General features: G+C 68.5%; 10 protein-coding genes and 1 pseudogene. 8 read left to right on the forward strand and 3 right to left on the reverse strand.

Annotated elements, in window-relative coordinates; genetic code table 11:
- Window positions 1-7 precede the first annotated feature (7 nt).
- The 5 genes and pseudogenes from GGR12_RS03065 to GGR12_RS03085 all read left to right on the forward strand — a co-directional run bounded on the left by GGR12_RS03065 (window position 8) and on the right by GGR12_RS03085 (window position 5,837).
- Window positions 8-670, forward strand: coding sequence for a CpaD family pilus assembly protein (locus tag GGR12_RS03065; RefSeq protein ID WP_183202794.1), 663 nt, complete (start codon window positions 8-10; stop codon window positions 668-670).
- Between the two features lie 2 nt (window positions 671-672).
- Entirely contained in the window at window positions 673-2,223 is a 1,551-nt protein-coding gene (locus tag GGR12_RS03070; protein WP_183202797.1) for a CpaE/TadZ family protein, read from the forward strand.
- A gap of 140 nt (window positions 2,224-2,363) precedes the next feature.
- Window positions 2,364-3,858 (forward strand): annotated as a pseudogene (locus tag GGR12_RS03075) (TadA family conjugal transfer-associated ATPase); the annotation flags it as partial.
- 5 nt (window positions 3,859-3,863) lie between these two features.
- Window positions 3,864-4,838: a type II secretion system F family protein gene (locus tag GGR12_RS03080; RefSeq protein ID WP_183202801.1), complete on the forward strand. Its 975-nt coding sequence runs from the start codon at window positions 3,864-3,866 to the stop codon at window positions 4,836-4,838.
- Window positions 4,839-4,847: 9 nt separating this feature from the next.
- Window positions 4,848-5,837: a type II secretion system F family protein gene (locus GGR12_RS03085; RefSeq protein WP_183202802.1), complete on the forward strand. Its 990-nt coding sequence runs from the start codon at window positions 4,848-4,850 to the stop codon at window positions 5,835-5,837.
- 36 nt (window positions 5,838-5,873) lie between these two features.
- On the opposite strand, the gene GGR12_RS03090 is transcribed toward GGR12_RS03085, so the two are convergent.
- A complete protein-coding gene (locus tag GGR12_RS03090) occupies window positions 5,874-6,305 on the reverse strand; it encodes an SRPBCC domain-containing protein (RefSeq protein WP_183202804.1) in 432 nt (143 codons plus the stop codon).
- A 46-nt stretch (window positions 6,306-6,351) separates the two neighbouring features.
- Window positions 6,352-7,653 (reverse strand): MFS transporter, encoded by a 1,302-nt coding sequence (locus GGR12_RS03095; RefSeq protein WP_183202806.1) that lies wholly within the window; start codon window positions 7,651-7,653, stop codon window positions 6,352-6,354.
- Window positions 7,654-7,771: 118 nt separating this feature from the next.
- On the opposite strand from GGR12_RS03095, the gene GGR12_RS03100 reads away from it, so the two are divergent.
- Window positions 7,772-9,085: an amidohydrolase gene (locus GGR12_RS03100; RefSeq protein ID WP_183202808.1), complete on the forward strand. Its 1,314-nt coding sequence runs from the start codon at window positions 7,772-7,774 to the stop codon at window positions 9,083-9,085.
- Window positions 9,086-9,297: 212 nt separating this feature from the next.
- Here the strand turns inward: GGR12_RS03100 and dapE are convergent, their stop codons facing one another.
- Window positions 9,298-10,458: a succinyl-diaminopimelate desuccinylase gene (gene dapE, locus GGR12_RS03105; RefSeq protein WP_183202810.1), complete on the reverse strand. Its 1,161-nt coding sequence runs from the start codon at window positions 10,456-10,458 to the stop codon at window positions 9,298-9,300.
- A gap of 48 nt (window positions 10,459-10,506) precedes the next feature.
- Here dapE and GGR12_RS03110 point away from each other — a divergent pair, with 48 nt between their 5' ends.
- Window positions 10,507-10,983, forward strand: coding sequence for a cupin domain-containing protein (locus tag GGR12_RS03110; protein WP_183202812.1), 477 nt, complete (start codon window positions 10,507-10,509; stop codon window positions 10,981-10,983).
- Window positions 10,980-12,275 carry an MFS transporter gene (locus GGR12_RS03115; RefSeq protein WP_343053070.1) on the forward strand — a complete coding sequence of 432 codons (1,296 nt, stop codon included), beginning with the start codon at window positions 10,980-10,982 and terminating at the stop codon, window positions 12,273-12,275. Before GGR12_RS03110 ends, GGR12_RS03115 begins: the two co-directional genes overlap by 4 nt.

Genomic DNA, 12,275 nt, shown 5'->3' on the forward strand with positions numbered 1-12,275 from the left:
CCCCGTGATGCGCATTCTGCTGCTCACCCTTTCCGCCGCCGCCGTGACCCTGGGCGCCTGCGCCTCGTCGCTCTCGAACGACGACGCGCCGATGACGCCGCTCTCGCGGTACTCGCTCCAGGTCGAGCCTGGCCTCGACCGGATCGCCCTCGCGGTTCACGATGGAGGTCTGTCCGCCAACCAGCAGGCCGCCCTGCGCGATCTGGCGCGGCGCTACGCCAACGACGGCTCGGGTCCGCTCAAGGTCGAGGTGCCGGCCGGCGATGATCCGGTTTCGGGCCAGCAGGGCTGGGCCATTCGCACTGCCCTGGCCGCCGCCGGCGTGCCGGAACAGAACATCCAGATGGCCAGCTACTACGGCCCCGACGCCAAGGCGCCGGTCCTGGCCGGCTTCGAAACCGTGCGCGCGGTGGTCACCAACTGCTCGCTGGAGCGTCGTACGCCGGGCGCGCACTTCTCGAACCAGAGCTCGCTGGGCCTGGGCTGCGCGATCACCGCCAACATGGCCGCCCAGATCGCCAATCCCCGCGACATCCAGGGCGCCCGCGCCTTCGCCCCGCTGGATTCGGGACGCTCGGCCGTCGTCTTCGCCAACTACCGCGCCGGTTCGATGACCTCCGCCGCCCCTGAACCTCTGGTCGAGGGCCAGGTCGCCCAGGCCGTGGAATAGTCATGAGCAACGCCTTCGCCCCCCACAACTACGAGGACGAGTTCGAGGACGAGTTCGACCTCGACATGGGCTACACCGCCCACGGCGCCCCGGCTGGTGGCGGCGAGGCCGAAGCCTTCCCGGTCGATCCGCTCGACGCCGCAGAAGAGCCTGGTCACCGGCCGCTCCAGTTCACGGCGCCCGCCGTCCAGGCGCCGCCGCCTGTCCAGCCGCAGCATTCCGTCGCCGACGCGGCGCTGGTTCCGCCTGCGTCGGACTTCAATCCGGTCGGCGAACTGGTCGCGGGCGCCGCCGCGGCCTTCTCGGCTCCGGTCTCGAGCGGACACGCCGCCGAGGTGTCGGTGCCGCGCATCGCCATCCACGTCTTCGCCGAGCGCCAGGACACCCTCGCCGCCGCCGAACGCGCCGGCCAGGACCGCCGCCTGTCGCGCGCCACGACCCAGATCCGCGTCGGCGGCGTCGCCGCTGCGGTCGAGACCTATCATCACGAGCCGACCCCGCCGCTGATCGTCGTCGAATGCCTGAAGGATCCGCAGACCCTGCTGTGGGAAGTGGATCAGCTGGCCGAGGTCTGCGACGCCGGCACCAAGGTCGTGGTCATCGGGGCCACCAACGACATCCTCCTGTTCCGCGAGCTGATGCGTCGCGGGGTCAGCGAATACCTCGTCGCGCCGCTGCAGCCGCTGCAGCTGATCGCGGCCATCGGCGGCCTGTTCGCCGATCCTGCCCAGCCGTTCGTCGGTCGTTCGATCGCCTTCGTCGGCGCCCGCGGCGGCACCGGCTCCAGCTCGGTCGCGCACAACACCGCCTACGCCATGTCCGAGCGGATCGGCGCCAACACGGTCATCGTCGACTACGACCTGCCCTTCGGCACCGCTGGCCTGGACTTCAACCAGGACCCGCTGAACGGCGTGGCCGATGCGCTGAGCCAGCCCGATCGTCTGGACCCGGTTTTGCTCGACCGGATGATGGTCCGATGCACCGACAAGCTCAGCCTGTTCGCGGCCCCCGCCACCCTCGACACCGACTGGGACATCACCCCGGACGCCTTCGAGGAAGTGACGACCCAGATCCGTTCGACCGCGCCGTTCGTCGTGCTGGACCTGCCGCACCTGTGGTCGGGCTGGATGCGCCGCACCCTGATCGCCGCCGACGAGGTCGTGATTGTGGCGACCCCGGACCTGGCCTCGCTGCGCAACGCCAAGAACATGATCGACCTGATCAAACAGGGCCGTCCCAACGACGCGCCGCCGCGACTGGTGCTGAACCAGGTCGGCGTCCCGGGGCGTCCGGAGATTCCGGCCAAGGAGTTCGGCAATGCGCTGGGCGTCCACCCCAGCCTGATCATTCCGTTCGACGCCAAGGTGTTCGGGGCGGCCGCCAACAACGGCCAGATGATCCTCGACGCCGCCAACAAGTCCAAGGCCGCCGAGGCCTTCCAGACGCTGGCGCAGATCGTCTCCCGCCGCGAGATTCCGCTGCTGGCCGCGCCCAAGGCGACCAGGGCGGGCGGCAAGTCGGTCTTCTCCGGCCTGTTCAAGAAGAAGTCGTAAGGCGTGTTCGGGAAGCGCACAGGGCAACCGGGACTGACAGGCGGCGCGCCGGCGTCGCGGCCCGCGCCTGCGCCGCAACCCGCGCCCCAACCGCAACAGGGCACACAGACCCAGGCCTTCTCCTACGGGGTCGAGCCCGAGGTCGCCGAGATGGAGCGGCCGGCCCAGCCCCAGCCCCAGGCCGCCCCGCAGTCGTATGCGGCCAAGCCCGCGTCTGAAGCCGCCGATCGCCTCGACGCCCTGGCCTCGCGGCCCAAGCCGCAGCCCGCCCAGCCCAAGCCCGCCGGTCCCGGACCGAAGGCCACGCCGGGCTTCGAGCAGCTGAAGAAGGCCCAGGCTGTCGCGGAGATCGTCCGCGAGCAGTCCGACTACTATCACGCCACGAAGACCACGATCTTCAACGCGCTGATGAACACCATCGACCTGGCCCAGCTGGCCCAGCTCGATCCCAAGGCGGCGGCGGAAGAGATCCGCGACATCGTCGCCGAACTGGTGGCGATCAAGAACGTCTCCATGTCGGTGGCGGAGCAGGAGCACCTGGTCCAGGACATCGTCAACGACGTCCTCGGCTATGGCCCGCTCGAGCCTCTGCTGGCCCGCGACGACATCGCCGACATCATGGTCAACGGCGCCGGCCGGGTGTTCATCGAAGTCAGCGGCAAGGTCCAGCTGACCAACGTCCGCTTCCGCGACAACGCCCAGCTGATGAACATCTGTCAGCGGATCGTGTCGCAGGTCGGCCGCCGCGTCGACGAAAGCTCCCCGATCTGCGACGCCCGTCTGCCGGACGGCTCGCGCGTCAACGTCATCGCCCCGCCGCTGGCGATCGACGGGCCGACGCTGACGATCCGGAAGTTCAAAAAAGACAAGCTGACGATGAAGAACCTGGTGGAGTACGCCTCCATCAGTCCCGAGGGCGCGCGCGTCCTCGGCGTCATCGGCGCCTCGCGATGCAACCTGGTCATCTCGGGCGGTACGGGTTCGGGCAAGACCACCCTGCTGAACACCCTGACCGCCTTCATCGACCCGACCGAACGCGTCATCACCTGCGAGGACGCGGCCGAACTGCAGCTGCAGCAGCCGCACGTCGTGCGTCTGGAGACCCGGCCGCCGAACCTCGAGGGCCAGGGCATGATCACCATGCGCGACCTGGTGAAGAACTGTCTGCGGATGCGTCCCGAGCGGATCATCGTCGGCGAGGTCCGCGGCCCGGAAGCGTTCGACCTGCTGCAGGCCATGAACACCGGCCACGACGGCTCCATGGGCACGCTCCACGCCAACAGCCCGCGCGAAGCCATCAGCCGTATGGAATCGATGATCACCATGGGCGGCTACGGCCTGCCCTCGAAGACGATCCGCGAGATGATCGTCGGCTCGGTCGACGTCATCGTCCAGGCCGCCCGTCTGCGCGACGGTTCGCGCCGCATCACCCACATCACCGAGGTGGTCGGGCTAGAAGGCGACGTCATCGTCACCCAGGACCTGTTCGTCTACGAGATCACGGGCGAGGACGAGAACGGCAAGATCGTCGGCCGTCACCGCTCCACCGGCATCGCGCGCCCGCGTTTCTGGGATCGCGCCCGCTACTACGGCCTCGAGCGCGAGCTCGCCGAAGCCCTCGACGCGGCGGAGTAGTCGCCATGCTTCCCATCCTCGCGGCGGTTCTGGCCTTCATCACCATCGGCGGACTGGGCTGGGCCTTCGTCGGCGGCGGCGATTCAAGCGAGGCCGCGGTCAAACGCGCGCAAGGCTTCGGCGTCCCCAAACAGTCGGCCTCGGCCGCCAAGAAGGCTGCGGCCAACACGCCCGAGGCGCGTCGCAAGCAGATCGTCGACCAGCTTCAGGAGGCCGAGCGCCTCGAACGCAAGGCTCGCCTCAGCATGGCGGCCAAGCTGAAGCAGGCCGGCCTGACCACCAGCGTGAAGACCTTCTGGATCATCAGCGCCGTGCTGGGCGTCATCGTCCTGCCGCTGCCGTTGCTCTTCGGCCTGAACCCGCTGATCGGCTTGGGCGCCGCCGTGGTGTTCGGTCTTGGCCTGCCGCGCTGGGTCGTCGGCTTCCTCGGCAAGGGCCGGCGCAAGAAATTCTCCAGCCATTTCGCCGACGCCGTCGACGTCATCGTGCGCGGCATCAAGTCCGGCCTGCCGGTCCACGACTGCTTCAAGATCATCGCCCGCGAGAGCCCCGCGCCGCTGGGCCCCGAGTTCCAGACCCTGGTCGAGGGCATGGGCGTCGGTCTGACCCTGCCGCAGGCGCTGGACAAGATGTACGAGCGCATGCCGACGCCGGAGCTGAAATTCTTCGCCATCGTCATCGGCATCCAGCAGAAGACCGGCGGCAACCTGGCCGAGGCCCTGTCCAACCTGTCGACCGTGCTCCGCGCCCGGAAGATGATGGGCGAGAAGATCAAGGCGCTGTCGTCCGAAGCCACCGCCTCGGCGGGCATCATCGGCTCGCTGCCGCCCGCCGTGATGATCCTGGTCAGCATGACCACCCCGGCCTACATGGCCAAGCTGTTCACCGACCCGCGCGGACAATTCATGCTGCTGGTCGCCGTCGCGATGATGAGCTTCGGCATCTTCGTGATGAAGAAAATGATCTCGTTCAAGTTCTGAGGACCAGACATGCCGGGCCTCATTCCCTTCTTCACCGACCCCGCCAACCTCCTCAGCATGCTGGTCGGCTTCCTCGTGTTCGCGACCATCGTGACCCTCGCCAGCTCCATGGGCGGCGGGGTCAAGCTGGAAGGCCGGATGAAGGCCGTCGCCGTGCGCCGCGAGGAGCTGAAGCGCCGCTCGCGCCAGGCCATCGCCTCGCAGGGCTCCGGCCCGGCCGGCCTGCGCCACACCGATGAAGGCTTCAAGAAGCGCGTCGTCGAGCAGCTGAACCTGACCAAGCTGCTGGAGGATCCCAAGGTCGCCGAGAAGATGGCCCAGGCCGGCTTCCGCGGTCCGAAGCCGCTGACCACCTTCTACTTCTTCCGCTTCTCGATGCCGTTCGTGTTCCTGGCGATCGCGGCCTTCTACCTGTTCGTCTTCAACGATTTCGGCCTGCCGATCATGACGCGTCTGACCGCGGTCATGGCCGCCGCGGTGGCCGGCTTCTACGCGCCCAACCTCTACCTCGCGAACCGCATCTCGAAGCGCCGCGTCTCCATCATGCAGGCCTTCCCGGACGCGCTCGACCTGCTGCTGATCTGCGTCGAGGCCGGCATGTCCATCGAGGCGGCGATCCAGAAGGTCAGCCAGGAGATCGGCGGCTCGTCCATCGACCTGGCCGAGGAGCTGACCCTGCTGTCGGCCGAGCTCAGCTATCTGCCAGACCGCCGCATGGCCTATGACGGCCTCGCCAAGCGCACCAACCATCCGGGCGTGAAGTCGGTCGCTACGGCCATGACCCAGGCCGAGACCTACGGCACCCCGCTGGGCACGGCGCTGCGCACCATGGCCAAGGAAAACCGCGAGATGCGTTTGTCGGCGGCCGAGAAGAAGGCTGCTGCCCTGCCGGCCAAGCTGACAGTGCCGATGATCCTGTTCTTCCTGCCGGTGCTGTTCATCGTCATCCTGACGCCGGCGATCATCAGCATCCAGGACACGATGGCCAAGGGCGGCTGACCAGGGTCAACCGCCGGGCGGCCAAGGTCGGCTGATCTAGCCTTCGACGACGGCCTTCCAGGCTTCGGCGACTGCGTCCACCGAATGGCGCAGATGCTTGCGCTGCTTGTCGAAATACATCTCGCCGCGCAGGCCGGTGAAGTAGAAGCCGTTCGACGCGATGCAGCTGCCGGGCTCCAGCTCCTCGATCTCGAAATAGCGCATCGACTGGAACCACAGGCCGCGCTTTTCCATCCAGACCAGCTGGGCGTAGGGCTGCCATTCGCCGACGCGGGCCACGACCCGGCGCTCGGGCAGACCCTCGATGGTTTCTGTCAGGGCGATCTCGCCGCCGAAGGCGATCGCGCCTTCGACGCTCTTCTCGATCGGGTTCCAGCTATCCCAGAACGACAGGTCGGCGATGACCTCCCAGATCCGGTCGGTGGGGGCGCGAATGCCGATGCGCTTCTCGATGCGAGCGATGTCCATGCCGCCGATCTGGCACGGCTTTTGGTCCGAGAAAAGGCGTCAGACGTCAGCGATTGCCTTCCGGCCCCGGTTGCGAGGCGGGCGGCGTTTCGGGGGAGGGGGTTTCCTCGCGTTCCGGCAGGTCCGGCGGCCCGGCGAGCAGCCGCTTGCTGAAGAAGCAGAGCGCCGTCGCCGCCGCCAGCAGCAGGGCGTTGGCGACGAACGGCGCGGGCTCGCTGAGTTCGTACAGCGCCACGCCGATCACCGGCGGGCCGAGGAAGCTCAGACCCGCCAGCGACATCATCAGACCGGCGACGGAGCCCTGCTCGGTCGGCCCGACGGACAGGGACGACCCGGCGGTGAATCCCGGCCGGGCGAAGCCGACGCCCATCGACACCACGGCGTAGCCGATCACCACGCCGTAGTAGCCGGGCGAGGCGATGCTCATCAGATTGCCGACCAGGGCCAGGCCCGCGCCCCAGCGCATCAGGTCACGCGACTCCAGTTTCAGCAGCGGGATCAGACCCCACTGGGCCATCAGGGTGGCGGCGGCGCCGGCCAGCATGGCGATGCCGATGAAGGGCTGGGCGTCGCGCGCCGCGATCCCGTTCACCGCCATTTCGTCGATGATGTGGAAGCCCAGCACCGAGATGTTCACCGCCTGGGCCCCGGTGACCAGCAGACCGTACAGCAGGTAGTCGCGGACGCGGGGGTCATGCCAATGAACCTTGCCGGCGGCTCCGCGGTGGCCGCTCTCCGACGGTTTGCGCACGACCTCGCCGCTGGGCAGCTTGCGCCACACGACGAACAGCACGACCGCACCGAACAGGGCGAAGGCGTACATCGGTCCCGCCAGACCGATGAACGGCAGGACGAAGAAGGGCGCCAGCGCCGGGCCGACGACCGTACCCAGACCCTGTGCCGACGCCAGCAAGGACATCGCCTGGGTGCGCTGCTCCGGTGACGTGCGGTCGGCGACATAGGCCTGGGAGGCGATCGGCGCGGCCGAGCCGAAAACGCCGTAGATGGTCCGCGCCACGGCCATCAGGACGAAGGCGAACGCCGGCCCCAGCCAGTGCTCCAGACCCGACGTCGCGGCCAGGCCGAAGCCCCCCATCGAAAGGACGAAGCCGCCGAGACCGATCTGGATCACCCGCTTGCGGCCCATGGTGTCAGACAGCCGCGCCCAGAACGGGGATGCAATGGTCCACATAAGGGCCGAGATGGCGAAGGCCGCCGACACCAGGGTGTCGATCAGGCCGAACTCGCGGCCGATCGCCGGCAGCACCGACTGCAGCGCCATATTGCCGGCCGCCGCGATCAGGCTGACCGCGAACAGGATGGCGAAGGCGGGCGAGCGCAGGTTCACGCGGCCAAGCCTAGACCGCTCAACCTCCGGCGTCATCCCGCAGCTTGATCACCCTGACCGCTTGCGCCCCGGCGGTTCGTCCGCGACGGTGGCGCCTCAAGATATCGGGGACACCGTCATGACCATCCGCAGCCTGTTCGCCGCGTCCACGCTCGCGCTCGCCCTGTCCGCCGGCCTGGCCCATGCACAGACGCCGATCGCGCTGGACCGGATCGAGGCGGCGGTGACGGCGGAGACCCCCCGCGTCGTCGAATGGCGCCGCGACCTGCACCAGCATCCTGAACTGGGCTTCTCCGAGACGCGCACCGCGGCGGTGGTGGCCGAGCACCTTCGTTCACTCGGCATGGAGGTCCGTACCGAGGTCGGCAAGACCGGCGTCGTCGGCATCCTGCGCGGCGGCAAGCCGGGCCGCACGGTCGCCTTGCGCGCCGACATGGACGCCCTGCCGGTGCTGGAGGCGACCGGCCTGCCCTTCGCCTCGACCGCGACCGGAACCTACATGGGCAATACCGTGCCGGTGGCCCACGCCTGCGGCCACGACGCCCACGTCGCCATGCTGATGGGCGCCGCCGAGGTGCTGGCCGGCATGAAGGACGAGATCCCCGGCACTATAGTCTTCATCTTCCAGCCGGCCGAGGAGGGCGCCCCTCCGGGAGAGCCCAAGGGCGGCGCCGCCCTGATGATCGAGGACGGCGCGCTGAGCAATCCGCGTCCCGACGCCATCTTCGGCCTGCACGTGGTGCCGGGCCGGGCGGGGACAATCTTCTACCGCCCGCGCGGCTTCATGGCCGCCTCGGACCGCATCGACATCACCCTCAGCGGCCGCCAGACGCACGGCGCCTGGCCGTGGAAGGGCGTCGACGTGATCACGGCCTCGGCCGACATCGTGCAGACGATCAATTCGCTGACCGCGCGCACCATCGACCCCACGACCACGCCGACGGTCTTCACCATCGCCACCCTCGACGCCGGCGTGCGCTACAACATCATCCCGGAAACGGCCACGCTGTCCGGTACGCTGCGCACCTTCGACATTCCCCAGCGCGACGACCTGATCCGCCGCGCGGAGATCGCCATCGACAACGTGGCCGAGACCTACGGGGCCACGGCCGAGTTCAGCGTCCGTCAGAACGCCGCCCTGGTGTTCAACAATGAGGAGCTGTCCGCCTGGCTGGCCCCCGTGCTGACCGAGGCGGCGGGCGAGGGGAACGTCAATCCGGCGACCCCGCCGACCACCGTGGCCGAGGACTTCAGCTTCCTGTCGCAGGTCGTGCCCGGCGTCTTCTATCACCTCGGCGGCACGCCGGATGGGCAGGATCCGGCCACGGCCGCGCCGAACCACTCGCCCGGTTTCGACGTCAACGAGAAGGTGTTGCCGCTGGGTGTCAGGGCGCATGTGTTGAGCGCCATCCGGTTCCTCGAGCGACCCTGACCGGGTCGCGGCAACCATATTTTTCAACGGCTGATCAACGAAGCGGGCGCAGCCTCCTGACAGTAACAGGAGTGCATCATGCCAAGCCTGCCCGTCCAACTGCCTCCAGTGAAGCTTAAGCGTAGCCATAACCCGCTACGCGAAGTCTTCTTCTTCCTTGTAGCCTTCGTCGCGATGTTCAGCGGTGCGATGCTTGGACTCGACGTGTTACTCTAGGTTCGGTCGAAGAAGGTCTCGATCACCCTGCGGTAGGCGCCGGCCAGGGCCTCCAGCTCCCACACCGGAACGCGCTCGTCGATCTGGTGCATGGTCTGGCCGACGAGGCCCAGCTCCAGCACCGGGCACATGGCGCGGATGAAGCGCGCATCCGACGTGCCGCCCGTCGTCGACGCCTCCGGACGCCGGCCGGTCGCGGCCTCGACCGCATCCTGCACGGCGGTAACGAATGGTCCCGGCTCGGTCAGGAAGGCGTTGCCCGAGCACAGGTGCTCCAGCTCGATCCGCAGTCCGGACGCTGCTTGGGCCTCACCGGCCATGGCGTTCAGCCAGGTCATCAGCTCGTCGCCCGTATGGGTCGGATTGAAGCGGATGTTCAGCCGCGCCTTCGCCTCGGCCGGAATGATGTTGGTGGCCGGGTTGCCGATGTCGATGGTGGTGATCTCGAGGTTCGACGGGGGGAACTCGGGGTAGCCTTCGTCCAGCACTTGATCGTTCAGGCGGGTCAGCAGCTTCGCCATCACCGGCGCCGGATTGGCGGCGCGGTCGGGGTAGGCGACGTGGCCCTGCTTACCATGGACCGTGATCCAGGTGTTCAGCGAGCCGCGGCGGCCGACCTTGATCATGTCGCCCAGGTGCTGCGACGACGACGGCTCGCCGACCACGCAGGCGTCGATGGCTTCACCCTCGGCCATCAGGGTCTCGACGACGCGCTTGGTGCCGTGCAGGGCCGGGCCTTCCTCGTCGCCGGTGATCAGGAAGGACAGGGAGCCGGGCACGTCGCCCTCGGCGAGGATCTGCGACACGGCCGCGACCCAGGCCGCGATGCCGCCCTTCATGTCCACCGCGCCGCGCCCGTACAGGACCCCGTCTTTCACCTCGGCCTCGAACGGCGCCGAGGACCAGGCCTCCGTCGATCCGGTCGGCACCACGTCCGTATGGCCGGCGAAGCAGAGGTTGGGCGAGGCCGTCCCGCGACGGGCGTACAGGTTCTCGATGTTCTCGAACTTCATTCGGCGGCAGTGGAAGCCGAGCCCGGTCAAGGCGCGCTCCAGCACATCCATCGCCCCTTCGTCCGCGGGCGTGACCGACGGGATGCGGATCAGGTCGCGGGTCAGTTCGACAGGATCGATAACGGGATGTGATGCGGCGCTCATGGACCTGTGCTTTACGGGGTTCGGACGATTGCGAGAAGGCTTCTCCCCATGCCGAAGATCGACATCGCTGCCGCACCCACCGCTCACGGCACCGGTTATCCGGACGAGTTCGCCGACCCCTGTAGGCCGCGCCGCCGTTGGCGCCTCGGCGACGCCGTCGGCCTGAGCCAGTTCGGGGTCAACCTTCTGCACCTGCCCGCCGGCGCCTGGTCCAGCCAGCGGCACTGGCATGCGGCCGAGGACGAGTTCGTCCAGGTCCTGTCCGGCGAGGTCGTACTGGTCGAGGAAGACGGCGAGACCATCCTGCGCGCGGGCGACTGCGCCGGGTTCAAGGCCGGCGTGCCGAACGGCCACAAGATCGAGAACCGGTCCGACGCCGAGGCCGTTCTGCTCGAGGTCGGCACGCGCTCGCCGACGACGGACGCCTGCGACTACCCCGACATCGACATGGTCCTGCCTGTTGGCGCGGACCGCTATTTCCACCGCGATGGAACGCCGTATCCGAAGATTGATCGCCGCACGTGACCGTTGAGAGCCTCGACACCGGGTCGCCGACCCCGCCGACACCGCCCCCTTCGGATGACGGCGGGCCCGCCAGCCCGTGGGGCCTGCGCGACTTCCGCCTGCTGTGGTTCGGACGGGTCGTGGCCGTGCTCGGCATCCAGATCCAGTCGTCGGCCCTGCTATGGCAGGTCTATGAGATCGCCCGCCGCGACCATCCTGTCGAGCAGGCCAGCCTTTATCTCGGCCTCGTCGGCCTGTGCCAATTCCTGCCGCTGCTGGCCTTCACCCTGCCGGCGGGGGCGATGGCCGACCGCCGCGACCGCAAGCGCACGGTGGCCCTGTCGATCGTCGTCGAGGCGATGTGCGCCGGGGGTTTCCTGCTGATGGCGCTGCACGGCGCGCCGCCGCTGTGGGGGCTGCTGGCTGTCGCCGCGGTGTTCGGCGCCGCGCGGGCCTTCCTCGCCCCGGCCAGCCAGGCCTTCCTGCCCATGGTGGTCGGGCGCAAGGCGCTGCCGCCCGCCATCGCGGCTCAGTCCATCGCCTTCCAGACGGGCGCCATCGCGGGTCCGGCACTGGGCGGACTGATCGTCGGGGTCAATGTGCCGCTGGCCTACGCCGTGGCCATGGGACTGTTCCTCGTGGGCGTGTCCGCCTTCCTGATGATCCGCACCAGCGGCAAGCCCCGCAATCCCGACAACAAACTGCCCCCGCTCGAGTCCGTGAAGGAGGGGTTGGCCTACGTCTGGAAGACGAAGATCGTGCTCGGCGCCATCTCACTGGACCTGGTGGTCGTCCTGCTGGCCGGCGTGGCCCTGCTGACCCCGATCTTCGCGCGCGACATCCTGCATGTCGGGCCGCAAGGCTTCGGTCTGCTGCGCGCCTCGTTCGGCGTCGGGGCCTTCCTGATGGCCCTGTATCTCAGCCGCTATCCCATCGTCCGCCACGGCGGCCGCTGGATGTTCGCGGCGGTGGCCGTGTTCGGCGTCTGCACCCTGGTCTTCGGTCTGTCGAAGGCGGTCTGGCTGTCCGGTCTGATGCTCTTCGTCGGCGGGGCCGCCGACATGATCAGCGTCAACATCCGTCAGACCCTCATCCAGCTGGCCACCCCCGACCACATGCGCGGCCGGGTCAGCTCGGTGTCGATGCTGTTCATCGGCGCATCGAACGAGCTCGGCGAGGCCTATTCCGGTCTGATGGTCCGCCTGCTGGGCGCGGTCGGCGCCGCCGTCTTCGGCGGCATGGGCGCGCTGGCGGCGACCGGGATATGGGCGGCCATGTTCCCCGGCCTCCGCAAGGCGGACAAGCTCAGCTGA

This window comes from Brevundimonas lenta (genome assembly GCF_014196335.1).
In the GTDB taxonomy this organism is placed as follows: Bacteria; Pseudomonadota; Alphaproteobacteria; order Caulobacterales; family Caulobacteraceae; genus Brevundimonas; species Brevundimonas lenta.

What these genes read in the sequence shown, in the direction of transcription:
- GGR12_RS03065 (WP_183202794.1), top strand. Translation starts at nt 8, where the DNA reads ATGCGCATTCTGCTGCTCACCCTTTCCGCCGCCGCCGTGACCCTGGGC.
- GGR12_RS03070 (WP_183202797.1), top strand. Translation starts at nt 673, where the DNA reads ATGAGCAACGCCTTCGCCCCCCACAACTACGAGGACGAGTTCGAGGAC.
- GGR12_RS03080 (WP_183202801.1), top strand. Translation starts at nt 3,864, where the DNA reads ATGCTTCCCATCCTCGCGGCGGTTCTGGCCTTCATCACCATCGGCGGA.
- GGR12_RS03085 (WP_183202802.1), top strand. Translation starts at nt 4,848, where the DNA reads ATGCCGGGCCTCATTCCCTTCTTCACCGACCCCGCCAACCTCCTCAGC.
- GGR12_RS03090 (WP_183202804.1), bottom strand. Translation starts at nt 6,305, where the DNA reads ATGGACATCGCTCGCATCGAGAAGCGCATCGGCATTCGCGCCCCCACC.
- GGR12_RS03100 (WP_183202808.1), top strand. Translation starts at nt 7,772, where the DNA reads ATGACCATCCGCAGCCTGTTCGCCGCGTCCACGCTCGCGCTCGCCCTG.
- dapE (WP_183202810.1), bottom strand. Translation starts at nt 10,458, where the DNA reads ATGAGCGCCGCATCACATCCCGTTATCGATCCTGTCGAACTGACCCGC.
- GGR12_RS03110 (WP_183202812.1), top strand. Translation starts at nt 10,507, where the DNA reads ATGCCGAAGATCGACATCGCTGCCGCACCCACCGCTCACGGCACCGGT.